Source organism: Methanolapillus ohkumae (assembly GCF_032594355.1).
Classification (GTDB): domain Archaea; phylum Halobacteriota; class Methanosarcinia; order Methanosarcinales; family Methanosarcinaceae; genus Methanolapillus; species Methanolapillus ohkumae.
Window position 1 is genome coordinate 482363 of record NZ_CP131061.1, and the last position, 25299, is coordinate 507661.

Annotated in this window: 18 protein-coding genes; 5 read left to right on the forward strand and 13 right to left on the reverse strand. The window is 38.6% G+C overall.

Going from position 1 to position 25299, the window contains the following annotated elements:
* Positions 1–102 precede the first annotated feature (102 nt).
* The 3 genes from infB to MsAm2_RS01895 all read left to right on the forward strand — a co-directional run bounded on the left by infB (position 103) and on the right by MsAm2_RS01895 (position 2840).
* Complete coding sequence (gene infB / locus MsAm2_RS01885; RefSeq protein ID WP_338098125.1) at positions 103–1890, forward strand: translation initiation factor IF-2; 1788 nt, start codon at positions 103–105, stop codon at positions 1888–1890.
* Positions 1891–1900: 10 nt separating this feature from the next.
* Positions 1901–2137 carry a hypothetical protein gene (locus MsAm2_RS01890; RefSeq protein ID WP_338098126.1) on the forward strand — a complete coding sequence of 79 codons (237 nt, stop codon included), beginning with the start codon at positions 1901–1903 and terminating at the stop codon, positions 2135–2137.
* A 295-nt stretch (positions 2138–2432) separates the two neighbouring features.
* Entirely contained in the window at positions 2433–2840 is a 408-nt protein-coding gene (locus tag MsAm2_RS01895) for a 30S ribosomal protein S6e (protein ID WP_338098486.1), read from the forward strand.
* Between the two features lie 462 nt (positions 2841–3302).
* On the opposite strand, the gene MsAm2_RS01900 is transcribed toward MsAm2_RS01895, so the two are convergent.
* The 9 genes from MsAm2_RS01900 to MsAm2_RS01940 form a co-directional block, all read right to left on the reverse strand.
* Positions 3303–4997, reverse strand: a complete 1695-nt coding sequence (locus MsAm2_RS01900; protein WP_338098127.1) for an ATP-binding protein — start codon at positions 4995–4997, stop codon at positions 3303–3305.
* A gap of 183 nt (positions 4998–5180) precedes the next feature.
* Positions 5181–6935: an AMP-binding protein gene (locus MsAm2_RS01905; RefSeq protein WP_338098128.1), complete on the reverse strand. Its 1755-nt coding sequence runs from the start codon at positions 6933–6935 to the stop codon at positions 5181–5183.
* Positions 6936–7117: 182 nt separating this feature from the next.
* The gene (locus MsAm2_RS01910) at positions 7118–7669 is read right to left on the reverse strand and encodes a helix-turn-helix domain-containing protein (RefSeq protein ID WP_338098129.1); all 552 of its coding nucleotides are present in this window, start codon (positions 7667–7669) and stop codon (positions 7118–7120) included.
* Positions 7670–7988: 319 nt separating this feature from the next.
* Entirely contained in the window at positions 7989–9665 is a 1677-nt protein-coding gene (locus tag MsAm2_RS01915; RefSeq protein WP_338098130.1) for a hypothetical protein, read from the reverse strand.
* A gap of 116 nt (positions 9666–9781) precedes the next feature.
* Positions 9782–11047: a M20/M25/M40 family metallo-hydrolase gene (locus MsAm2_RS01920; protein WP_338098131.1), complete on the reverse strand. Its 1266-nt coding sequence runs from the start codon at positions 11045–11047 to the stop codon at positions 9782–9784.
* A 111-nt stretch (positions 11048–11158) separates the two neighbouring features.
* A complete protein-coding gene (locus MsAm2_RS01925) occupies positions 11159–12547 on the reverse strand; it encodes a glutamine synthetase family protein (RefSeq protein WP_338098132.1) in 1389 nt (462 codons plus the stop codon).
* A gap of 369 nt (positions 12548–12916) precedes the next feature.
* A complete protein-coding gene (locus MsAm2_RS01930; protein ID WP_338098133.1) occupies positions 12917–13642 on the reverse strand; it encodes an NAD(P)-binding domain-containing protein in 726 nt (241 codons plus the stop codon).
* Between the two features lie 329 nt (positions 13643–13971).
* On the reverse strand, positions 13972–14148 hold the full coding sequence (locus MsAm2_RS01935) for a 4Fe-4S binding protein (RefSeq protein ID WP_338098134.1): 177 nt from the start codon (positions 14146–14148) through the stop codon (positions 13972–13974).
* A 346-nt stretch (positions 14149–14494) separates the two neighbouring features.
* Positions 14495–14944, reverse strand: coding sequence for a hypothetical protein (locus tag MsAm2_RS01940; RefSeq protein WP_338098135.1), 450 nt, complete (start codon positions 14942–14944; stop codon positions 14495–14497).
* Positions 14945–15269: 325 nt separating this feature from the next.
* Between MsAm2_RS01940 and MsAm2_RS01945 the strand changes: the two genes are divergently transcribed.
* A complete protein-coding gene (locus tag MsAm2_RS01945; RefSeq protein WP_338098136.1) occupies positions 15270–16601 on the forward strand; it encodes a cobyrinic acid a,c-diamide synthase CobB in 1332 nt (443 codons plus the stop codon).
* A gap of 169 nt (positions 16602–16770) precedes the next feature.
* A complete protein-coding gene (locus tag MsAm2_RS01950) occupies positions 16771–17886 on the forward strand; it encodes a DNA cytosine methyltransferase (protein ID WP_338098137.1) in 1116 nt (371 codons plus the stop codon).
* 52 nt (positions 17887–17938) lie between these two features.
* Here MsAm2_RS01950 and MsAm2_RS01955 read toward each other — a convergent pair whose 3' ends face one another.
* From MsAm2_RS01955 to MsAm2_RS01970, 4 genes are read right to left on the reverse strand one after another with little or no spacing between them, the layout of a single operon-like run.
* On the reverse strand, positions 17939–20092 hold the full coding sequence (locus tag MsAm2_RS01955) for an AIPR family protein (protein ID WP_338098138.1): 2154 nt from the start codon (positions 20090–20092) through the stop codon (positions 17939–17941).
* A 14-nt stretch (positions 20093–20106) separates the two neighbouring features.
* A complete protein-coding gene (locus tag MsAm2_RS01960; protein WP_338098139.1) occupies positions 20107–21060 on the reverse strand; it encodes a PD-(D/E)XK motif protein in 954 nt (317 codons plus the stop codon).
* Positions 21050–23734, reverse strand: coding sequence for a Z1 domain-containing protein (locus MsAm2_RS01965; protein WP_338098140.1), 2685 nt, complete (start codon positions 23732–23734; stop codon positions 21050–21052). The genes MsAm2_RS01960 and MsAm2_RS01965 overlap by 11 nt, the downstream gene beginning before the upstream one ends.
* The gene (locus tag MsAm2_RS01970; RefSeq protein ID WP_338098141.1) at positions 23731–25206 is read right to left on the reverse strand and encodes an ATP-binding protein; all 1476 of its coding nucleotides are present in this window, start codon (positions 25204–25206) and stop codon (positions 23731–23733) included. Before MsAm2_RS01970 ends, MsAm2_RS01965 begins: the two co-directional genes overlap by 4 nt.
* Between the last annotated feature and the right edge of the window lie 93 nt (positions 25207–25299).

Here is a 25299-nt window from a genome sequence, read left to right on the forward strand (position 1 = left end):
AACAGATTGAAAAATTGATTTTATCATTGAATAGATTGATCATAAATTGTTGAAACAGATTCGTATTTTATTATTTTTATTTCATTTTTGCGGGTGATTTTTATGAGCGAGAACCATGAGAAAAAGAATCTCAGAACGCCGATTGTTTGTGTGATGGGGCATGTCGACCACGGAAAAACAACGCTTTTGGACCAAATTCGGGGGACTTCTATTGTGAAAGGAGAAGCGGGCGCGATTACGCAACACATCGGCGCCACCGAAGTCCCGATTGATGTCATTGTGGAAAGATGCGGGGACAAACGTCTTCGCGACAAATTTATTGTCCCCGGACTTTTGTTTATCGACACACCGGGGCATCACGCGTTTACAACCCTGCGCAGCCGGGGCGGCTCTTTGGCGGATTTGGCGGTCGTCGTCGTTGACATCAATGAAGGATTTAAGCCGCAGACCATTGAAAGCTTAAATATTTTAAAACGATTCAAGACACCGTTTATCGTTGTCACGAACAAAATCGACAAACTCTACGGCTGGAAATCCAATCCGCACGCGCCGTTTTTAACCACATACAAAAAACAGACGCCGGAAACCCAAGCTCTTTTTGAGACAAAATTCTATGAAGTCGTCGGCCGGCTTTACGAACAAGGATTTAGCGCCGACCGATTCGACCGGATTACGGATTTCCAAAAAACACTGGGTGTCGTTCCCATCAGCGGTCTCACCGGGGAAGGCGTCTCTGATGTCCTTATGATTCTTCTTGGTTTGGCACAACGGTTTTTGGAGTCCGCTCTTCACTATAATATTGACGGCCCCGGCATTGGAACGGTTTTGGAAGTTAAAGAAGAAAAAGGTCTTGGAACAACGATTGATGTAATTTTGTATGATGGAACTCTTCGAAAAGGCGACACGGTCGTCATCGGACGCTTGGGCGAGCCGATTGAAACAAAAATCCGCGCTCTTCTAAAACCGCGGGAACTTGCGGAAATCCGGTACGAAAGCAAATTTAAACAGGTTCCAAAAGCCGTTGCCGCCTGCGGTGTTAAAATTTCCGCCCCGGGCATTGAAGAAGCGCTTGCGGGCTCTCCCGTCATTATGGCAACGCCGGAAACCATTGAATCGGTGCTTGAAAAAGTGAAAAAGGAAATCGCTGACGTTCAAATACAGACCGATTCCGATGGTGTCATGATTAAAGCCGATACGCTCGGCTCCTTAGAAGCGATGGTGCACGAATTTAGAAAAGCGGAGATTAAAATCCGAAAAGCGGAAGTCGGCGACGTGTCAAAACGGGATGTGATGGAAGCATCCACCATTGAAGACCCGATGCATTCCGTCATTTTGGCGTTTAATATTAAAACAACACCGGATGCCCTTGAACTTATGGATGAACACCCGTCCATTCGGATTTTCACGAACGATGTCATCTACCGGATTTTGGATGACTATAAGAATTATATCAAAGAACGGGAAGAAGAACTTGAGAAACTGAGGTCGGACACTTTGATTAAACCCGGTCAATTTAAGATTTTGCCCGGCTGCGTTTTCCGCCAAAGCAAACCGGCGGTGGTCGGCGTCCGCATCTTGGGCGGCGTGATTAAAAACAATACCGATGTGATGCTTCCCGACGGAACGGTTGTCGGAACCGTCAAAGGCATTGAAAACAACGGCAAAAAAATCCCAAAAGCAACGGTTGGCATGGAAGTGGCAATGGCCTTGGATGGCGCCACCGTCGGCCGGCAAATCAAAGAAGAAGACATTTTGTATGTCCACATTCCGGAAAGCGACTCGAAAGTTCTGGAATTTGAAATTTTTGACACGCTGTCGAATGACGAAAAAGAAACGCTTGAAAAATATCTGGCCATCCGCCGCAAAGACAAGCCGTTTTGGGGAAAATGAAGAGGATTTTATGGTTGAAGAAAAATATAAAGCAAAAGAGATGTATAGACCAGATGGCTCCAAGGAGGAATATCTTCAATTTATTCAGTATTTCTATGACCGACCGGAAGATGGGAAGTTTAAATTTACGTACTGCTCGGGAGGAGAGGGCAGCCGTGATAAAAAAAATGCTTTAAAGAAACAAAGTATAAGAGAGGATTGGAACTACGGCAATTTAGAAACGATGAAGTTTATTCCGAAAAATTGAATAATACCCAAGCAAAACGGGTTTGTACGAAAAGTAAGCATCAGCATGAAAAATAAGTTAAATTTGAGACTTTTCGTGCAAAGCCAATTCACGAATAAGATTTATAAACTATAACGGGATTTATGGTAGCCTTATACTACGGCGACGGAATAAAAGTCAACCTGAAAAAACGATTAAAAAATTAAAATAAAATTATTTTAAAAAATAATAATTATTTGTAAATTTGTAATTATTTGTAAATTTAATTCTTAAAATGGATTCATCCAATTGATCAAATATTATTGCGGAGACATAAATTATGGCAATTAAAATGGTCCTTGCTGACCCGAGAACAGGAAAATCTTACAAAATTGATTTTGACGCGACAAAAGAAAAAACCATCATTGGAAAGACGATCGGAACCGAAATGGATGCTGACTTTGTCGGACTTTCCGGCTACAAAATGAAAATCACCGGCGGATGCGACAAGAGCGGCTTCGTGATGCGCGCCGACCTTCCGGGACCCGCGAAACGAAAAATTTTGGGCGCGACCGGAATCGGTTTTTCCCCAAAAATTAACGGCCAAAGAAGAAGAAAATTCATCCGCGGCAGCGAAATTTCCTCCGACATTATCCAAGTCAATGCAAAATTAACAGCGTTTGGCAATGCCACCGTTGAAAAACTTCTCGGACTTGAGCCGGAAGAAGCAAAAGCAGAAGAGTAAATTTACTCTTACTCTTTTTCTTTAACTTTTTATAATAATTTTTATTTTGGAAAATATACCCTTTTTTATCTATTAAATTAAGGTCAGAGTAAAATAAAAACTCATTTTTATTAATAAAACCAAGAGTCAGAGTAAAATAAAAACTCATTTTTATTAATAAAACCAAGAGTCAGAGTAAAATAAAAACTCATTTTTATTAATAAAACCAAGAGTCAGAGAAAAATAAAAACTCATTTTTATTAATAAAACTAAGAGTCAGAGTAAAATAAAAACTCCTTTTTATTAATAAAACCAAGAGTCAGAGAAAAATAAAAACTTATTTTTATTAATAAAACCAAGAGTCAGAGAAAAATAAAAACTTATTTTTATTAATAAAACCAAGAGTCAGAGTAAAATAAAAACTCATTTTTATTAATAAAACCAAGAGTCAGAGTAAAATAAAAACTCATTTTTATTAATCGATTAAAAATCCGATGGAATAAGTACATAAATTGGAACTTTTCTACTCCCTTTGTTCATAATTTTATTTGACCGAGTTAATGAACCAAGCAAATTATTAATCTTATTTTTCTTTTTTTCATCTGTATTATACGATTCAGGCAATTTTTGCAAAAGTAATGCATTGATATCAGATCTTGTTGCAGAACCGTATTCCATTAAGTAATCTAAAATTTTTTCCATATAATGACCGTCATCAAAACCGCGCTGGTTAATATATTCTGCCTTTAGATTTGAGTTTTTGGACTTAAATGCAACTTCCGAAGAAATAAAATAATTCGGTTTTCGTCCTTCTATCAAATTTAATTTTTTAAGATGTTTTGCTTCCTCATCGGATAGTAAGTTCTTCTTTTGAACTTTATCTAATAAAATAATATTTTCAAGACTCAAATCAGGATTAGTTGTTAAAACGTGAGCAAACTCCACATCTAAGATTTTTCCAATTATTGTAACCTTGACTTTTTCATTATTTAAATCATATTCAGGCATTGGAAAAAATCTCTGCCTTTGAAAATTAAACATTTTCTTAATGCCGCTACCGATTGTATCAACCATATTCAAATTAAACATTGCCGTTGCCAAAAATTTATTTCGATTAGATTCCTCAGGAGCATCATCCGTAACAACCTTTTCAACAGAACCTGGAATAAAACGACCATAATTTGTAAAAATTAATTCTTCGTCATTAATTTCAATAACATTGATCATTCCACCTTTTTGATAATCTTGATGAGCAATGCAGTTGTTTAAAGCTTCACGAATAACAAATGGTTCATATTTCAAAACTTCTTCGGGAAAAAGGGTTTCTGCTCCCTCTCGAATATATCGATATTTTAAATTTCTAATTTTTAAATTTACTTTATCAACCGCCAATAAAAATGGGATTGTAAAGATTTCATAATCTTTATCTTGATTGTGAATATCTTTTAATATCCAGCGTATTTTTAAATTCGCCGGATTTAAAAAATGCTCAGATTCATCTTTCCCAAGAAGAATTAAAGCCGTCCGGGTTATTTTTCCTTTCGTTGTTACTTTAGCCTTATTTAGGAAAGTAATATCATCCCAGGAATCAATTTCAGAAACTTTTCCGGGATATTTTGTTTTATAATTTTCACGTGCTTTTAAAATAGCTTCAGAATCCAGGTCATCCAATGACGCAGAAAGAATAATTTCCGCACTCCAATCCGAATTTGATTGAGACCTGATCATTTCAAGCTCCGATAAACTCAATGCATCCAAAGACTCACCGTTTCGGCCAAAATAATGACCGTCAAAAGAAGTCGGAATACCTTTTGGTGCCGCAGGAATTTGAAAAAGAAGAACACGAAGTCCATTCGGGTTTATTTCATAAATTTGTGTAAAGGTAATTCCGCCGATTGTCTTATCAGCAATTTCCTTATAAAGAGAAATGAGATTTTTGCTATTGCTTCTGTAAGATGTACCAACAACGTGATGTGTTTTATCTTCAACTCCAAAAATCAACCATGCAAATTTTTGACTTTTCAGATTTTCCTCATTGGACAAAGCCGAAAAATATTTTCCAAGCTTGCGAAAATCAAAATCCTTTTTTGCTTCTTTGAACTCAAGAATTTCGGATTCATGGGGTTGATCCAGAAAAAATTGAAACATTTCATTGATTTCAACTTCAGAATAAGTCATTTAAAAGCCCCATTATGTTAAATAAATAACATAATGAGGAGACTTATTTAAACATTTTTAATTTATTTGAATTCTATTATTCACTATTTTATTTTTTAAACATTTATTTTTTAAGCATTTATTTTTTATTTGTCAATTTTTTGTATTTTATTTGTTAATTTTTTATATATTCTACTTCATTTTTTATTTTCGGACTTGATCTTGTTTGTCTTGTTCCCGAATTTCCACACGCCGGATTTTTCCGCTGATGGTTTTTGGAAGAACGTCAACAAATTCGATGACACGCGGATATTTGTAAGGCGCCGTTATTTTTTTCACATGCTCTTGCAATTCCTTTTTTAAGGCGTCTGAGGCTTTGTTCTTGTAGTCTTTCGTAAGAACAATTGTTGCTTTCACAACCTGCCCGCGGACCGGGTCGGGAACGCCGGTAATCGCACACTCCAAAACACCGGGGTGCTGAATAAGCGCGCTTTCAACTTCAAACGGACCAATTTTGTAGCCGGAGCTCTTGATGATGTCATCTGTCCGTCCGACAAACCAGAAGTAGCCGTCTTCATCTTTCCATGCGGTGTCACCCGTGTGGTAAAATCCGTCATGCCAAGAATCTTGGGTTTTCTCATCATCGTATTTGTAGCCGAAGAAAAATCCCGGCGGAAGATCATTAGGCTTCGCGTCCTTCGCGTCAATATTGATCCGGATGGTAATTTCGCCTTCTTCACCGACGTCGCATTCGCGTCCTTCCGGATTCAGTAAAACAATATCATATCCGGGCGCCGGCTTTCCCATGGAACCGGGTTTTGCAACAATCCATGGGAACGTCGCAATCGCCGCAATGATTTCCGTTTGCCCAAAGCCTTCCATAAGGGAAAGCCCGGTGTAAAGCTTGAACTTTTCATAAACTTCGGGGTTGAGCGGCTCGCCGGCCACCGTACAGTATTGAACGGTGCTGAAATTGTATTGAGATAAATCTTCCTTGATAAAGAACCGGTAAATGGTCGGCGGCGCGCAAAATGTGGTGACGCCATACTTAGACACTTTCTCCAACATGTTTTTCGCGTCAAACTCATCAAAGTCATAGACAAAGACGGCTGTTCCCCAAATCCATTGGCCGTAAATTTTTCCCCAGACACATTTCGCCCAGCCGCTGTCGGCCATTGTGTAGTGAAGACCATTGTTTTGCACATTTTGCCAGTAGCCGGCGGTGATAATGTGTCCAAGCGGATAGGAAAATTTGTGGGCAATCATCTTTGGAAAACCGGTGGTACCGGATGAAAAATAATAAAGCATGTCATCTGACGATGTTACCGCTTGATTTCCGGCGGGCCGGGGAAAATCGGCGGACATTTTTTCCACGCCGGCGGAAAAATCAATCCAGCCGGACGTGCCAGAGGAACTTTTTCCGACAATAAATTTTTTGAATTTGGACAGCTTGGTGTCGGCAATCGCTTCATCAAAAATCAAATCCAAATTGCCTTCGGAAATGCTGACGACCGCGCAGGCTTTGGATTTTTCTAAGCGGTAGATGATGTCTCTTTTCTTGAGCATGTGGGTTGCCGGAACCGCGACCGCGCCGAGTTTATGCAAAGCAACCAAGCAAATCCAAAACTCATACCGGCTTTTTAAGGTTAAAATAACCGTACTTCCTTTGCCGATGCCGTGGCTTGCAAACAGATTCGCGGTTTTATCCGATTCCCGCTTCAGGTCTCCAAACGAAAGAATTATCTCTCCGCCATGGTCGTCGCACCACACAATCGCAATTTTTTCCGGGTTGGCAGCTGCGTACCGGTCCACCACATCATACGCAAAATTAAAATCATCCGGGATGTGAAGCTGAAATGAAGTTTTAAAATCTTCATAAGATTCGAATTTGGTTTTTGGAACAAAAAGATGAACCAGGTTCCCGCCCCGGCTCAAAGCAACATCGTTATTTGCACTCATATCTCTCTTCTCTTGCAAACTAAAAATAATAATAATCAAGATAAAATCATAATTTATGTAAAATTTAAAATTTAAAGAATTTAATATTAAACCATTAAAAAATTTAAAATATTAACAATTCAAACATTTCACTTAAAGATCAATCCTGCCCACCAAGTGTGTTAATCCAAAAAAGATCTTTTTTAATTCATAATAATGGCTAAAAATTGAGCCGCTTTTCCGTTCAACGCCTTCATAGCGTGCGGATAGTTGGAATCAAAATAAATCGAATCGCCTTCTTCCAAAATGATCTCATTGTTGTGAATGTAAATTTTGAGGCTGCCCGATAAAATGTAATTGAATTCCTGTCCCGGGTGAGAATGCAGTTCAGGCTCCGTACTTTTGGGTTCGGCCGTGACAATAAACGGCTCCACTCTTTTGTGAATAAATTTCTCCGCCAGATTTTGATATTTGTATTGGCTCCGGCGTTCGACATTGACACCTTTTCCGGCGCGTGTCACCGTAAATATGTTCATGCGCGGCTCTTCCCCGGTGAGAAGAAGGGACATGTCTACTTTGTAGAAATTCGCGATTTCATAAAGTTCGCTGGCCGGAATGTCGGCTTTCGCATTTTCATATTTTAAATAGGTGTCTACGGAAACTCCAAGAGCGGCGGCGAGCTCTTCGGGCGTGATATCCGACAATTCGCGAAGCTCCCGAATCCGGTTGGCGATTTCAATAATTTTTTCTTGCATAATTTAAAGCCCCCTCATGGATAAGCAATAAGAATGATTTTTTCAAAATGATGACTTTTCATCACACTTTAAATTCATATAAATATTTGCTTTAAAACAGGATACTTCACGCCAAACAACACGGGATGATTGAAAAAATAAGAAAAGTAGGACCTGGAAATAGAAAAGGTAATATGAAAAAATGTCCCACGGGTTTGCTTGACTTTTTTAAAAATGTGCTGCCATAATGCGCGAGGGCGGCACCGCAAAAACAAAAAACAAAAAGAAGAATTTCCGATATGAAAACATATCGGAAAAACGAATTTTCTAATCCAACTTTTTAGAACTTTTTCGGCTTTAAATAATTTTGCGGGTTGTAAGACGGGGAATCGCGTCTTAAAAGCTCATCCTGTGCTAATTTCCGGTGTTCCTCAAATGAAAATTGAAGGGTTGACGCCCGGTTACCTTCGGAATCCGAACATGTAATCGTGATGTCTTTCTTTTTGGAAATGAAATGCAAAAAATTGCAAGTCGCCGGCGTGTTGATGGTTCTAAGACGGTTGATGGCGGATACAACTTCTTTGTTATTGGGAAGAAGAATGTTTTCGAAACTGTCGTAGCTGTAAGCGTAACCGGATGCCCGGATGAACGCGTTGAGAATATGTTTGTCAAAGCCGACCAGTTCTGAAATTCCTTTCAGCATTTCATCGGCGTACGCGGTGGTGTAGCCGATTCCGTAAGACTCAAAAATCCGTTTGACCGACCATTCAATGACGTCGGCCAAATCTGAATTCCCAAGAATGCTCATGACTTCCGACGGCGTGTCCAAATTTTCCGACACACAATAGTCCCGCATCTGTTTGGCCAGCGCGGAGATGCCGGGGTCGCCATCGCAATTCTTTTTCATCATGAGCGCGATGTATTTAAAAGCGGGATAGCCGGCCTGCTCTAAAAGAAGGGGACTGTTATTCAAATAAATCGGGAGCAGATTCGAACACAGAACCGGTCCCGATTCTTTCATGTAATGGATGCACTGAAACGCGCGAATAATTTCTTCGCGGGAACCGTTTTCCGCATACCAATAAATCAAAGAGCGGACGTCCGACTCAATTCGTCCGAAAAACTTCATGCCGCGCTCCAGCGTTAAATTGGAATCGGTGTGAACCAAAATCATCCAGACCAAATCCAATTGTTTCGGCGTCAATCGCTGTTTGCGCTCCAAAATTTCAAGGGCGTTGGCTCGGGCGGACTCGTCTTCTTCCAGCGGGCGCTCCAAAAGGGTGTACAAGGATTCGTCTCCCAAAACCCCATTTCCGTCTTCGGCCAGCGCTAAAATTAAACTCACGGCCCGCTTTTGAATCGGGGAATTGGATTCATCCAAGTATTTGTTCAGCATGGGAATGTTTGGGAGGAGCCGTCCTTTTAAAGATAAAATGGAAGCTGCCGCCGAATCTCCGTGCGGATAAATATTCATGGCGCTGTAAAGCGCGTCTGAAATCGGTTCTAAGTCCCCGTCCACGCGCGGAATCAAAGCGAGGGACTCATCCATCATGCCGGATTCGCGGGTGAGAAGCGGAGCTAAAATATCCAAAAATGTGGGTTGTAAGACCACCTTATTCAAAAACGGAAGTGTTCGTTTTTTGATATCGACGCTGCCGGTCCGGAATGTTTCTTCAAGAAGGGTGTAACTGCTCTCCGCCATCGTTTCCGGAAGCGCCGACAAATCCAAAGAGACGGTTGCCGGCTTTTGAATGAGTGTTAAGACAACGGACGAACAGTATTGGTAAGGGACATCGGATTTACACAAAAGTTTGTAGAGATTTTGCGCAATCTGAGCGTGTTTTTTGGATTTGTCCGCCATCGGTACTTCTTTTGAAAAGGTGTCGACTATAAATGGAATCATGTCACTGCCGCCGGCCACCAAAAAATCAATTCCTTTGTCGACTTTGGCGGCGTTGTCCGATCCGAGCATTTCCACCGCTTTTGCCGGTGTTGTTTCAAAATTAAACAAACCCAATTTTTAACCCCCCTTTGACCCTACCTATTTTTTTTCAATTTATTTCCAATTTTAAGTTGATCGATTCTTATTTTTTAATTTTTCAATTTAGATTCAACAGATTTTCCATTTCGTTTTTACTTTTTTTTAGAAAAGTATTTGTGTGCATTTTCAATGGCGGTGACAACAAGTGACACGCAGGATTCGATGTCGTTTAAATCCAAAACCTCCACCGGGGAGTGGATGTACCGTGTAGCGATGCTGATGGTTCCGGTCGGGATGCCGTCTTTGGTCAGATGAATGGATGTCGCGTCGGTGGTTCCGCCTTCGCCGACACCAAGTTGAACGGCGATGTCTTTGGATTTTGCGGATTCCCGAATCCATTTGACGACCATCGGGTGGGCGATGAGACCTCGGCCGGATGCGTCGGCAATGGTGATTACAGGTCCTTTTCCGATTTCAAGCGCGGAATCATTTTTAGAAATTCCGGGGTGGTCGCCCGGAATTGTTGTGTCAATCGCGATGGCGACATCGGCGTCAACCGCATGTGCTGATGTTTTGGCGCCTTTGAGGCCGACTTCTTCTTGAACGGTCCCGACTGCATAAACGGTCGCTTGAATCTTTTTTCCTTTCAAACGGCGCATGGCCTCAATCATTATGACAAGGCCGGCGCGGTTGTCAAATGATTTGGATGTCACCCGGTCATTCGCCAATTTTTTAAATTCCCGGTCGGTTGAAACATAAGTTCCGGCTTCAATACCCATGTTTGCGGCATCTTCTGCGTTTTTGGCGCCGACATCAATGAACATATCGGTGTGTTTCACCGGGTGCTTGGCGTCTTCTGCGGTCATTACGTGCGGCGGTTTGGAGCCAATCACGCCGTAAAGGTTCCCCTTGGACCCGTGAACGATCACCCTCTGGTTTAAGAGGGTTTGATCGAACCAACCGCCGATTTTTGCGAATTTTAAAAATCCGTTTTCATCGACGCGTTTAACCATGAGGCCGATTTCATCCATGTGGGCCGCCAACATAATAGACGGACCGGCTCCCCGCCGGGTTGCGATTAAATTGCCAAGCGGGTCTTCCCGAATTTCATCGGCGCAGCCCTTTAAATCCTCTTTAGCGAGTTTAAAAATGCGGCTTTCGTCTCCGGAAACTCCGTAGGCGTTGGAATATTTTTCCAAAAGGGCGGACACGGTTTTTAAATCTGCCGGCTTTGCGGATTTTGATGCAGCCGGCTTTGTTGTTTTTGATGCGACCGGCTTTGCGGATTTTGAAACGACCGGCTTTGCGGATTTTGATGCAGCCGGCTTTGTTGTTTTTGATGCTGCCGGTTTGACCGGGCTGGATTTTGAAAGAGTTTTTTCGGATGCGGGTTTCTTGCTATTGGATTGGACGGGCATATTGATTCCTTATCGTTTCAAATGAATATTGATTTTTAAATGGACAACCTAAATGAAAGTCATGAACATTTTTAAAGATTTGTTCTACAAAAAAAGAGGAAAGGAAGATGTTTAGAGATATCTGTTGACTTCCCATTGGTGAACGCAGCCGACATATTCGTCCCATTCGGCCGCCGCTTTTTGAATAATGCCGTTTGAAATCAAATCTCCAAGAACACTTTTTAAAATTGTGTCGGATCTAAACTTGTCAATCGCTTCAATGAACGTTCCCGGAAGTGTTCCTTGGGAGAGTGATTTTTTCTCGGATTCGGAATAATCGTGGGTTTCAAATCCGACGGGCTGATTCGGAAGAAGATGTTCATTGATTCCGGAAATGCCGGCAGAAATGATTAAAGAAAGTGCAAGATACGGGTTGCAGGATGAATCCGGGCTTCGAAGTTCGATTTTTGTGGAGCGTCCGCGGGAAGAGGGAACATGAATCAGAGAATGGCGGTCGGTGGTGGACCACGTAATGTAGTGGGGTGCCTCACTTTGTTTGACCAGCCGTTTGTAGGAGTTCACGGTCGGGTTGGACACGGCGCAGATGCCGCCGACATGTTTGAAAATTCCGGCAATAAAGGAGCGGGCCGAATCGGAAAGCATCATTTCTTTGTCCGGATGGTAAAACTCATTGATTTCATTTTTGAGAAGTGAAAATGAGAATGGCATACTGAGACCTTCTTTGGAGGTCATGGGTTTGGGCATAAACGACGCGTGAAGGCCGTATTTTTCCGATGCCGTCCGGATGATTTGTTTGACGGTAAGAACGTTGTCCGCAATTCGAAGCGCGCTTCCGTCTTTAAAAACAATGGCGTATTGACCGTTTTCATGACCTTTGTGAAAAGACAAGATGTCGATGTCGGAATTCGAAATCGAAAACAAAATTTCCTTTTTTGCTTTTTCGACCGCTGCCGCGTTTCCGGTTCGGAGCGAAAAACTGCCGGAGGGAGAAGACAGAGATGAATGAGACGAAAAAGACGAGCGGGACGGTGGATTGAAATCAGAATCGGCCGCATTGTATCCGGCCTCAAATAAATAGAAACTTAAAGAGGTGGAGACCGTAAACGAATATCCGGATTGGAATATTTTTCGGACTATTTTTTTCAGAACACCACGCGGGCATCCTTCAAATGGCTGGCCGTCCAGATAGTTGAGTTCGCAAATCACACGCGCAAGACTGCTGCTTCCGCGGCTTCCATCGGTTTCATCATCCGATGCCGGAACAATCGTAAAAGTGCGGGGATCCGGCTTTAAAACAACATCCGCTCCGACCGACCAAGAGGGTCCGCCGATAGAACTGTCAAACAAAATCCCTTTTGAAAAGGCCGTTTCCAAAAATGAAGCCGGAATTTCAAGTTCTCTAAAAAAGCCGTCCAAATCTGAAAATTGGAATTTGACAAAAAGAATATCGTTTTCGGAAACGCCCTCCAGGATTTCCGCAATCGTATTGAATTGAACCATAACATCACCTGATTAAATAAAGAATGATCAATAAAAACGGGAAAAGATACGAAATTATAGAATTTATAAGTAAAAAACCCTTTGCTTAAATTTTAAAAAGATTTTTACCGCATACGATTTAAATTTCTGAAAAGTGGAATGGCATGCCTTTGCTTGAAAAATCGGAAATTTAAAAAGAGAAAGAAGAAGAGAAAGAAGAAGAGAAAGAAGAAGAGAAAGAAGAAGAGAAAGAAGAAGAGAAAGAAGAAGAGAAAGAAAAAATTAAAAAAAAATTCCGAGCGCAGCGAGGAATTTCACGCGCAGCGCTCATCCTTTGAGTTGTCCTCCCGCCCCTTGAAAAATTCCGAAGCGAAGCGGAGGAATTTTTAGTTACACGAATTTAATTCCCGCATGCCGGAGTGCTTTGTTCATTTTGGCAACGTTGAGCAAAAGCGGCGTAATCGGTTCGGTCAGGGCGGCGGCTTCCAGTGGTCCGACATCGACCGGATTTAATCCGGGAATGTCGCAAACAAGACCCATCACCACGTCTTTGGTAGATTTGTTGTTGCCGCAAACGGCGATATCCAAATCAAACGGATGATCGAAATCTTCCAGCCGTTTGGCGGAAACATTGTGGAAAGATGCAACCAGATCCACCGTGGACGGAAGCATGGCTTGGATTTCCTTGGCGGCGCTGCCGGATTGCGGAACAGCGTAGCAGAAGTAGTCGGCATTGTATTCTTCGGGGTCGACTTCGATTTTGATGGAATCGGTCGCCATGTTCAGATAGCAGCGGTCCTTTATCATCGGAACCACGACTGAGAGAACGACTTGGTTGCGGCAAAGCGCCGGTTTGATGTGCGCCAAAACATCTGTCAATTGATCATAACGAATAGCAATCACCACAACATCGGCTGCGGCTGTTGCGGCTTTGTTCTCGTCCCCGCTGATATTTGCCGGGAGAGATCGTTCTTTTAAAAACGCGGTGTATTCGGCCGCGGCGGCTTGTGCGCGATCTTTTTCACGAGATCCGACAATAACTTCATGCTTTTGCCCCCATCGGAGGGCAAATCCTTTACCAATGTTTCCGGTACCACCTAAGATTGCAATTTTCATGATTTATCACCAATAAATATTAGCAATCTAATCCTAAAAACTGAGCTCTATAAAAAAGATTTGGTCGGAAAATGAAGTTTATTTGTATAAAAATAAGAAACAGAGTAATGAATAGATGATTAAAAACACAGATTTTATAAAAGTGATGATAAATAATGACAAATAAAAAACAAAAATAAAAAATGCAAAAATAAAAATATGAAAGTTTTACAAAATTATACAAAAAAATAAAAAAGTTAATAAAAAAGTTAATAAAAAAGTTAATAAAAAAGTTAAAACTCGGAGGTTCTTTCGAAACCTCCTCCTCTTCTTTTTATGTTTTTGAGGAATTACTCAAGGGTAATTGCCGCAACCGGACAGACATCCACGCATGCGCCACAGTCAACACAAGCAGCCGGGTCCACGCGGGAAACGCCGGAATCCAGAAGAGTGATAGCTTCGCTGGGGCATTCATCCACACAAAGTCCGCATCCGGTACATTCATTTTCATCAATAATCGCTGGCATAATTTTCTCCTCCTCATAAATATTTTGGATTTTTGTAATTCATGATTACATCCATCATATACATCGAATAACACATCTCTATTTTATATACGTTTTGCAAAAAACAGATGTGGGTAGGCGTATTTTTGACGGTTTGGCGAAAAAATATCGGCATATGAAATAACCCGGTCAGAAATTTAAAAAAGATAAAATCCGGAAATTTTAAAAAACTTGAAAATATGAAAACAGGAATCGTTTTTGCTTTCATATTTTTGTCGGTCCCCTCTATTTATATAATATATAAAATCAGTATCGGGAACTCCTATTTAAAACACCGGGTTGAAAAAAGATGGGGGAATGAATATTTTTACACTTTTCCGTTCACGATAAAATCAAATCGTTTCCCGGTGTCGATATTCAGGCCGATTGAAAAATAGCATGTGCCGCCTGCTTTGACCTCGACGCGATGAGATTTCCAATTTCCGACGGGGCGGCAAAAAAAGTTCATCCAAAAACAGCGTTCTTTTCTTTCGTTCAAAAATGGAATGTATTGGCGGTAATATTTTTCCGTTTCAATAAAAAGATCGGTTTGTGCCCAATCGGACGCAGGGTTTTTTTCCATGAATGTGACAAAGTCTTCCGATGCCTTTTCATTAAAAATGTCGACGGCTTTTTGGAGGAGCTGCTCCGAAATTTCCGCGCCGGCTTCAAATTCCGTCATTTTGGGAAGCCACGGCTCGGCATTGATCCGATAGCGGACGGGGAGTTCCAAAAATGGCAAAATCGTCATTTTGGTATCGTTAAATAAAAAAGGCATGTGACTCCTCAAAGAATGTTTATTTACGTAACGGTTTTATTTTTAGTTTTAAAATTTTTAATTTTTAATTTTTTTCTTCATTTCGTTTTGAACTATTTATATTTTTCAGATTCCATACTTGTTTTTGGTCACATTTTTCATTCGTTTTTATTCGGACTCCATTTTTTTTGTTCATTTTTGAAATGTTTTTCGTTTTCTGTTTAAATCAGGAAAATCTTTATTTGCTATTGTTGATTCATTTCATTTGAAATCGAAATTATTATTTTATTATTTTATTATTTTTATTGACTTCTCTATTCTTTTATTCTTTTTCGGGTGAAAAAATATGACCATAGGATTTATGATTGCGGGAACAAACAGTGGTGTCGGCAAAACAACATCTTCAATGGGTCTCATGGCGGCTCTTCGGAAGCGGGGCCGAAATGTTCAGGCGTTTAAAGTCGGCCCGGACTACATCGATCCGAGCTACCATTCCGTGATTTGCGGCCGCTCGTCTTTGAATCTGGATGCTTACATGATGGAACCCGCCGGCGTTCTTGATACCTATCTTCGAGCGTCTGCCGGCGCGGATTTGTCGATTGTGGAAGGCGTGATGGGGCTTTTTGACGGGATGGATTCGACCGAGATTTCAGGCGCCGCCCATGTCGCAAAAACGCTGGATATCCCTGTTTTTTTGGTCATTAATGTTCATGGCATGTCGCGCAGCACGGCGGCGATGCTGAAAGGTTACGCCGAGTTTGACAAAGACGTGAAAATCGCCGGCGTCATTCTCAATAAAGTCGGCAGCCCCCGGCATTTGGAACTCATCCAAGGGGCTTTGGACGGGAAAATCCCAATTGTCGGAGCCCTCCCAAGAAACACGAACATCGCCGTTCCGGAGCGGTATATGGGGCTTCACATGCCGGAAGAGTCGGACTTTGATTTTTCGGGACTTGCCGACTTTGTCGAGCAGAACATGAACATTGATCTGATTTTAAAAATTGCTGCCGAATACGAAAAAAAGCGCCCAACGCCCGCGCCTTTGCCGCAGCACGAGACGGACCTAAAAATCGGTGTTGCCAAGGACACCGCGTTTTGTTTTTATTATCCGGCGATGCTGGATGCTTTTAAGCGGGCCGGTGCCGAACTTGTTTTTTTCAGTCCGACCAAAGGCGAGCTTCCACAGGCCGACGGTTATTATTTTGGAAGCGGCTACCCGGAATTTTGCATTCAGGAGCTTTCCGAATCTCCGACAACAAGGAAGTTAAAGAGCCTTGCCGCCGATGGAATTCCGATGTTTGGAGAAGGGGCCGGCCTGTCTTACCTCTGTAAATCCTATACGACCGAGGCCGGAACTTTTAAAATGGCAGACATTTTGCCGGCCGCATCGGAAATCACAAAAAAGCTTCAGGGCTTAGGCTACGCCGAAGCAAAACCCTTGTCACAGGCGCTTCCTTTTGGAAACAAAAATATCAAGGCGCACGAATTCCACTATTCTTTGACAATGCCTGAACATGATTCCCGGTTTGCTTATGAAATGGTGAGAGGGAAGGGCATTTCTGATAAAAAAGATGGATTGTATGAGTACAATGTCATGGCGGGGTACATGCAAATGCATCCGGGGTCTTTTGATGTGGGGGAGTTTGTTGAGAAGTGCCGGCAAAATAAGAGAAAGTAATTATTAATAACATTCTATTTTTTTGAAATACTATTTTCTTAATTTATGGATCTGTTTCCTTAGACCGTATCTTTTTTATAAAATCGAAAGTATTGTCAGATTGTACAACTAATGAAAAAATAATATTTTAAATAAAGAGAAATTATTACTTGCATCAGGAATTATTAAAATGATTAAAGCGATCGATATTTTTTCAGGGTGTGGAGGTGTATCAAAAGGATTAACTATGGAAGGTTTTCAGGTTGTATGTGCAATTGAAATAGAATCCGATGCCGTTTCAACTTTTAAATCTCAAAAATGCTTTAAAAAATGTACAGTGTTAAATAAAGATATACATGATGTGAGTGGAACGGAAATATTCGAAATTCTTGATCTTAAAACTAATGAATTATATTTGTTGGCTGGGTGTCCTCCATGTCAAAAATTTTCATATCAAAATAGAGGTCGAAAGTTAATCCCGGAAGAAGAGCGGAAGGAGCTTCTATTTCAATTTTTAAGAATAATTGAAGAAATAAAACCTCCTTTTATACTTATGGAAAATGTTCCCGGAATTCTTTCAAAGGACAATAAAAAAATATTGGATGAATTTATTGACCGGCTAAGGAATCGTAAAAATAATTATAAAATTGAATATGGTATTTTAAATGCGGCTGATTATGGAGTTCCGCAATCCAGAAAAAGGTTTGTTTTGCATGCTGTTCGAAAGGATATTGATGAAATTTTAAATCAATATGGGTATGATTTTAAGCTACCTGAAGCATCACACTCAATGGACGGTGCTGATGGAAACTGCAAATGGAGGACAGTCAAGGATGCAATAGGTGATTTGCCTCCACTTAAAGCAGGTCAATTGTATGAAGATGAAGCAATTAAGAATCACAAATCTTCGAATTTATCGGATAAAAATATTAATAAAATGAAAAAAATCAGAAGGGGGGGGGGAACTCGTACTTGTCTCCCTAAAGAAGACGTTTTACCTTGTCATAAAAAACATTCAGGGCACAAGGATGTCTATGGAATAATGGATTTTAATAAACCTGCCCCAACAATTACCGGAGGATGCTTATCATATTCCAAAGGACGATTTGGGCATCCCATTGATAACAGAGCTATTTCCATAAGAGAGGCAGCAAGACTTCAAACCTTTCCTGATGATTTTTTATTTTCAAATAGTACTACAAAAGCAGGTCTTCAAATTGGAAATGCTGTTCCTATTGACTTAGTTAGAGCAAGTGCTCGAGAAATTAAAAAATCAATTCAACTAGTCGAAAAGAACTTTCAATAAGAAAGATCAATGAAAATTATTCCATTGACCCTTCAATATTGAGGGTAAAAGATTAACTACTTCCAATAAAGTTGGCATACTGATCTTTTTCCAGTTTTTTCCCCTCTGAGAAACCTGTTTCATTAATTTTTCGTTTTATTTCCGGGTCATTCAATAATTTTCGTTCAATTTGAGCAAGATGTGCATATTCTTCTTTATCCAGGTGTCTCCCGGGTTTGACAACTTTTAACATTAACTTAATGTCCTTTTGAGTTATCCCATTTTCTTCTTGCAGGTTATTTTGCTGAATTATCTCAAGAAGTTTTGCCCAATATTCGGGTGGTTTATTTCGTATGTTCATTATTGTTTCAGTTTCATCTTCTTTTTGTTTTCTTGTTCTGGCTTCTCTTTTTTGTTTCTCATACTCATTCAGCGGAATTAAAATATCATAGATTTCATCCATTAAGGACAAATTTATTTTTTTCATTTTGTTCCAACATTTTTCTTTTTTAGCCCATTCATTAATATCAATAACTTCCCGATCTTCCGAATTAAGACAATCAAAAGCATATTTTGCTAAATTTTTCATCTGTTTTTCCAAAATCTCAGATATTTCTTGATGTGTCCATATTAAATCGAAATTTAAAATATACTCCGGATATTCCTTTTCAAGAAGGTAAGACAACAATGCGATGGCGTAAGTACGACATTTTGGCTTATATCCTCCTGTTTGGGCCCACTCTTGATTTGAAATCAAAATTTCAACATCATTATAGAGAATAACTTTTGCAATAAGTTCTTTGAAATACAAATCATTGAAGTCTTCGGGACATTTTTCCCACGCTTCACTTACCCATTTGGAAAATTCTTTTACATTAGAGTCTCCACCTTTAGATACATAATATGGTAATTGATTCCAAGAATTGTGAACAGCTGCCAATTTTCCTTTTGTTATATGTTGATTTTTTGGGTTAGCATACAAAAACTTCTTTTTTTCCGTTGTTTTCATGCGTACTTGTTCGTTTGTATATTGTCCTCTTGCTCTCTCATAATACCATCTGGTGTCATATTGTCCACCTCCTTTTGCAGGGGCGTATATTTTACGAGACATTTTTTCAAGAGTAACATGATATGGATGATTGGAGAAAAAATCCGCCTCTGTAATTTTATTTTGGCTGTTTGAATATCTTGAAATTTTGGGAATAATCTCCTCAGAAACACGAGGATCAACAACTGTTAACTTCATTGGTACAAAAATATTGTCTAAAGAGACTTTACTTTTAAATCTGGCCGTTGATAAAGAAGCAGTTGTTTGCCCGCCATTTACAATTTGTAAATCTGACAAATAAATAATATGCCCATCTTCTTCTTGAAAGTTTGTTGCAGTTGCTGCAATTCCATTATTATATGCAAAGAATCTCTCCGGTTCTTTTGAAACTGTTTGAATAATTCCTCGATTTACAGCACGCAATGTGCTTAGATATGATCGGACATTTCCTTCCAGTAAACGGCTTCCAAACTTGTCGTAAATATCTGCCAGTATTTTTCCGGGAATTACACATAAAAAACATTGATAATCATCAGAAACAACATCTGATGCTTGTAAATAAGGAATTCCTTTTTCTGTGTATTCTTTAAAATTAATTTCAAGAGGCTCATAATTATAACGAATTGTATACAATCGATTAATATCATAAATCGAATATTCAATTGGTATCTCGTTAATTTCTTTTTCCTCAGCTGAAGGATTATACTCATAAATCCGGTCGCTAATCGCCATATCTGTTAAAAGAATCAGTTTATACTTTCGTATTTCCGGTTCCAACCGTCTCAAATTAAGAACCAAATCATGAGCTTGAGTACTTTCTTCTATTTCTTTGAATAATTTTCCATTAATTGCTTCTTCCAAAAACGACCTTAATTTCTTAAAAATGGCATTCAGATCTGTTTTGGACAATGTTTTTATTTCATCTTCATCTGTATATTTCGATATAATTAAATTCATTGTTTGATCCAATTCATTGTATGAACTCCCATCTACACGAATTTTTTTTCCGCGCTTTGTTTCTCCTTCATAAAAGGAGCTTTCAAACGATGGTAAAACTTCAGCATCAATTAAATCCTCAGCAACATCGGTCAAAAAACGTTCATTCGGAGCATCAGAATAAACATTTACTCCCACTCTGATTTCTTCAACTAAATCTTTATGAAACTCAATAACATCCATGGACCCACATCGCTTTACTTTACAAATATATGTGTTATTTTATTTTCAATTGCAGGCAATGAAATAGCGTATGAAACTTTGGTGATTTCAGAAAAGACATCATTTCTCCCGATTTTTGGAAAAGAATTATCTACACAATATTCCCTCAAACCGGTCAAAGAGTAATATTTTCTCTTATATTCTTCCTGCTCAATATTTCCAACAGCAGCAAGTTTCATTTCAAAAGAAGACAAGGCACCAATTTCATTTTGTAAATCATTTCGGATATTTTGGACTATATCATGAAGTGTAAACCCTTTTCTATCATTTTGAGTTGAATTATCAATGAAAAAAACAATTAATTTACCTTCATCCGAGCTATCTAATTGCTCCAAAGAAGAAATGCAAACTTCATTTTTTCCGGAAGAAATTGATTTAACTTCAACCCAATAATCAGGATATTGGAAATCTTTATCTCTACCCAAAGAACCGGTCCAACCATCCAAAGCAGTATTTGAATCGTATTTTTTCAAGGCAAAATCTTTTAAAAATATTAATTCCCCAATTAATCCTTTAATTACCTTTTCTGAAAGAAGATTATCATTTACATTTTCAAGCAAATTTTGCCATTTTTTAAATCGAAAAATTAAATCAATTGATCCGGAATCGACATCATTGTGACGGGTCGATTCAATTAAATCCCAACACAATTTCATGAAAATATATTCGTATTCCTTTTTTTTTAATGTCAAAGTCCATGTCCATCTATTGTCGCTTCTTCTTTGACCTGTATTAATCTCAAGTATTTGGGTATTTTTCAAGAGGGGTGGATGCTTTTTGGATTCAAAAATAAGAAGAAATTTCTTTTCTTTAAAATCATTGTAACCTATGTAAATATCCAATGGATGAGTCGAATCAATTCGAATTTCTGATTTTTCGTCAGGATTAAATAATTTCCACTTTAATATAAAATCTTCATTATTCATCATCCTCTTCCTCCTCTTCAAAATCATATAATCCTTCTTCTCGAAGTTTAACGGCATTGAGAACGTAGATTATTTTTGATTTATCATTTGTAATATCCTCACAGGGAGTTGATGAACGCGGGAAAGCTAATCCAAGTCCGTAATAAATTTGATCTAAGATTTCTCCATTTATTTCAGGTCGAATAAAATACAACATTAACAGGGGGTTTCTACCAGGTATAAGAAATTTCTCATCAGGGACACTTATGTTTGGTTTATCTGGTCTTTTTTCACGAAATTCATTGATAATCCGAGATACTTCGATGGAATCTAATCCCCTTGAAGAAAAACCTTTAGGTCTTACTCTGGCTCGAGAGCCACCAATACGCAATGTTTTTGAATTGTATTTATCGGACTCTCTCTCAAGTGGAATATGTTCCACGTTATATGTTTTTATTTTATCTTTTTTACCTTCAGGAATTGAAACGTCCCAATATTTTAAATTTTCAGATTTTTCAATAAAATCAATTAAACCAATTTTATTTAATTTAATATCTAGAGGATGATTTGCATAACTGTTTAGAACTTCAATAATAAGATCTCTCGGAACATTTTTCCAAATTCTATTTTTTCCATCAAATGAAATAAACGGCTCAATATTTTTCAACAAGGACTCTATACATCGTTTATTTGTGTCGATGTCAATTGATCTCATTGAGAAATGAGCTGTTTCAATTATATGCCCTGAAACCGAAACACTACGCTCTATCTTACCGGTATACTTCATTTTATTCCTGGCAGTGATAAGTAATGAATCCGGATGTGCTCTAACCTGCAAACCGAAGTGTTCCGGTTTAGAACCCCACTGATTCATAATGATGACATCTTCTTTGAGCTCATTCGAAGCATTTGTTACAAATGAATACCAATTCTTCATGTCTTTTGTCATCCAAATTTTTACCAAATCGACATATCCATCCCGATACCCAAACCATCTTGCCATTTGCATTAATGTATCATACATTTTTGAAGAACGATAGAAATAACTTACACAAAGGCCTTCCAGAGTAAGCCCTCTGGAAAGACTATTTCCACCTATTGCAATTATATTTGCACCGGATTTATAACTTCCATAATCTAACCGGGATTGAGAACTTTGGTTAATTTTTTTAATCTCGCAAGATATAACCTCTTTTTCTAAATTGTGTTGGATGGTTTCCCAATCAATTTTTTCCTCAAGGTCATATTTATCGAAAACTGCTCTAAAAAAATGAATCACTGAATAATTGAGAGCTTCTTCCTCTGGTAATTTTGAATAAAGCCTGATGTCTTTTTGTATGTTTAACATCCATTCATTTGCGAGGTCAAAAACCTGATTTTGGACATTTGTATAGTGACTGACATTGATTAACATCGATTTGTGCTTTGAAATTTGGCGTCTTTGGTTTCGAATAATGTTTGAAAGCAAATAATATGCTACAGCTTCTTTTAAACTATCTGGGAGTTCTTCGATAATTTCCAAACTTTTTGCTTTCCCTCGAAAAAGATCACCCATCTCAGTTTCAATGATTATCTTAATCATATTCTCATTTAATGGTTCTTCTCCAAACACTTTATCAGGGCCTACATAGTTTGATGGTGGTTTTAACAAATAAATGAAATCACGCGGAAACAAATCCTCTCCTACCATCTCATCATTACTTGACGGGTCAATGAATATATTTGCAAAAGGAGTAGCTGTAATTCCGACATAAGCTGCCTTTGTAAACAATTTCAGAAGATTTCGAATGGATTTGTTGATTGCAGTAATATCATCTGATTTGGTATTAACCGAGGCATTATCTGCTTCATCGTCCAACAAAAGTAACGGATAGTCAATTTTTCCACTGCTATCTGTGTTATATGCCTTCAGCCAGTCATGCAAATTTTCAAGAATCGCTTTGTTCTTTTTAACAACAAACAGAACAGTTCCGGTTGCATTTGAAATACTCCAGTTCAAATTCATTAAAACATTATGATTAAAATCCCTCTTTACAGACGTAAAAGAGGTTGGAAACTTTTTATTATTGCCTGAATAATTTCCGACCCCCTTTACTCTGATCTCTGAAGTTTTACTCAAAGCATCTTGACTACTTCTTCCAACAAAACCAGCATCTAATCGCTCTTGTGTTTGCTGTCTCAAGCTTTCAATTGTCCCTGTCATAAGTATAATTACTTTAAAACCAAAATCTGCGGCCTTATTACAAATCGCTGTATAATTAGCGGTTTTTCCGGATTGTACATCTCCTAAAATTAATCCTCTTCTTTGCCAATGTTTATCTTTTTTTGGGTCTCCTATTAAATCTAATATTTCATCTGAGTCTATATTTAATGTCGAAATCAGTTTACTATTCCATGATAAATCATATTGAAGATAAGCAGCATATCTGTTCCAATAATACATTTCTTCTGTTGATTTTCTGTTTTTAACCCATGGTTCATATGTATTATCATCTACGACAGAAGTACCAATTTCAACAGAAATTAAAATATCGGAATGAATATTTTGGATGGCTATTTTAAAATCCTCGTCCGTAATGCCACACACATCTCTGTATCTACTGACAATGATTTCCACATCTTTTTCAGAAGGGATTGAATCTGGATAACGTGTCCTGATTACGGTTTTGACAATATTCTCAAATTCCTCTTTACTCATCTTCTTGCATCCTGTAATATTCGTTCAAATTCATCCGGATAACTTCCATATGGTTCCGTAATTTTCAAAACATTTATAATTTCAATTTTTTCTTCAAAAGATTGATCATCTGCAGATATGATATTGAACAAAAGCGTTTTAAGTTGTTTTAATATCAACTCTTCATCATCCATCAAAAATTTCTCATCATTATTTAAATCAGCATAAAGAGCATTTAATGGAATGTTTGAGCCAATCATATCTAAAAATCGGTCAAACAGTTTCAACGAGTCCTTATCCATTTTTTCTTTGATTATTTGGACAAGTGGATATTTTTTGTTTATTTCATAACGAATTCCTTCTCTTTCAGATATTCGATCCCACAAATGAATTAATTCATCATCCGTCTCTTTTTTTCCTCGATATGTCCAAGTCCTTTTGCTATGGGTTGAATTGTTATTTACAATCCGTTTCAAATTTTTTCGTACAATTTCAGGGGGAATTGCCGTTGATTTTTTAATATCCAATGTCCATAAATCATCTAAAGAATTTGGGATATCTACACGGATTCGGGACAATTTTGACATTTCTTCTTTTCGATGTAGTCTAAACCATGTTGCCCAAACAAGAAGACGTTTATTTCGGTAAACATAAAACCCCTGATTTTTTCGTAATCCTTCTTTGCCCCCCAAAGCTTCTAATTCTTCTTTTGTTAATTTGGATGGGTGTGGTAAAACATAGGACCGTATATCCACTACGGATCTATCTATTCGGATTTTTTCATCATCTTGGGTTACTAAACTATTCTTCGTAAAAAAAGGATCGTTCGCTTCAATTATATTTTCGTTCAAGTAAATTTTAATTTTTTGAAGTCCGAACTCCCCTGAAATGTATCGATGAAAAACTAATGCAATGTGTTCTCGAACATTGTCCATTTTGTCGGAAAATGCTCGTTCGATACTTGTATCGTCCAATCCGATAATTAATCGGTCAATCTTTGTCCAAATTACAACTGTGCCGTTTTTTAGTTTTTTTAATTCATCTATTAGAGGCAATTTTCTTTGTTCATTTTCTTCCAGATTCCTTAATGTCCATTTTCCGGTTTTATTAATGTAATCCAGGTCCCAACATCTTGCCTCAATTTTCGAGTTCTTTTTTGTAGCTACTGTCAAACATCGACATTGAGACATTGATGCTGTTTTTAGTCCTAAGCCAAATCTGCCCAAATCATTATCTTTCCGTTGTAAAAGAGGACTGGTGCTTCCATATCTCATGGCTTCATTCAATTCGTCGGAATTCATTCCTTCACCGTCATCCAATATGGCAATAAATGGTTCCGTTCCAAAAGGGGAAAATCGAATTTTTACATTTTCAGCATTAGCTGAAATGCTATTATCAATTATGTCTGCAACAGCTGCCTCTGTTGTATATCCGATAGATCGAATAGATTCCATTAAAATCGGTGCACTTGGTGGAAGGTCAATATCATCCATTTTTATCTACTACAAATAGTTATAATAAATTAGAATAAAATTATATTGATTCGTAAAAAATATTATTTAAACGTTTTCCTACATATTTCTAAA

Excerpts from the sequence above, each read along its gene's own strand:
- infB (WP_338098125.1), top strand. The coding sequence starts at position 103 with ATGAGCGAGAACCATGAGAAAAAGAATCTCAGAACGCCGATTGTTTGT.
- MsAm2_RS01890 (WP_338098126.1), top strand. The coding sequence starts at position 1,901 with ATGGTTGAAGAAAAATATAAAGCAAAAGAGATGTATAGACCAGATGGC.
- MsAm2_RS01900 (WP_338098127.1), bottom strand. The coding sequence starts at position 4,997 with ATGACTTATTCTGAAGTTGAAATCAATGAAATGTTTCAATTTTTTCTG.
- MsAm2_RS01905 (WP_338098128.1), bottom strand. The coding sequence starts at position 6,935 with ATGAGTGCAAATAACGATGTTGCTTTGAGCCGGGGCGGGAACCTGGTT.
- MsAm2_RS01910 (WP_338098129.1), bottom strand. The coding sequence starts at position 7,669 with ATGCAAGAAAAAATTATTGAAATCGCCAACCGGATTCGGGAGCTTCGC.
- MsAm2_RS01920 (WP_338098131.1), bottom strand. The coding sequence starts at position 11,047 with ATGCCCGTCCAATCCAATAGCAAGAAACCCGCATCCGAAAAAACTCTT.
- MsAm2_RS01925 (WP_338098132.1), bottom strand. The coding sequence starts at position 12,547 with ATGGTTCAATTCAATACGATTGCGGAAATCCTGGAGGGCGTTTCCGAA.
- MsAm2_RS01930 (WP_338098133.1), bottom strand. The coding sequence starts at position 13,642 with ATGAAAATTGCAATCTTAGGTGGTACCGGAAACATTGGTAAAGGATTT.
- MsAm2_RS01935 (WP_338098134.1), bottom strand. The coding sequence starts at position 14,148 with ATGCCAGCGATTATTGATGAAAATGAATGTACCGGATGCGGACTTTGT.
- MsAm2_RS01940 (WP_338098135.1), bottom strand. The coding sequence starts at position 14,944 with ATGCCTTTTTTATTTAACGATACCAAAATGACGATTTTGCCATTTTTG.
- MsAm2_RS01945 (WP_338098136.1), top strand. The coding sequence starts at position 15,270 with ATGACCATAGGATTTATGATTGCGGGAACAAACAGTGGTGTCGGCAAA.
- MsAm2_RS01950 (WP_338098137.1), top strand. The coding sequence starts at position 16,771 with ATGATTAAAGCGATCGATATTTTTTCAGGGTGTGGAGGTGTATCAAAA.
- MsAm2_RS01955 (WP_338098138.1), bottom strand. The coding sequence starts at position 20,092 with ATGGATGTTATTGAGTTTCATAAAGATTTAGTTGAAGAAATCAGAGTG.
- MsAm2_RS01960 (WP_338098139.1), bottom strand. The coding sequence starts at position 21,060 with ATGATGAATAATGAAGATTTTATATTAAAGTGGAAATTATTTAATCCT.
- MsAm2_RS01965 (WP_338098140.1), bottom strand. The coding sequence starts at position 23,734 with ATGAGTAAAGAGGAATTTGAGAATATTGTCAAAACCGTAATCAGGACA.
- MsAm2_RS01970 (WP_338098141.1), bottom strand. The coding sequence starts at position 25,206 with ATGGATGATATTGACCTTCCACCAAGTGCACCGATTTTAATGGAATCT.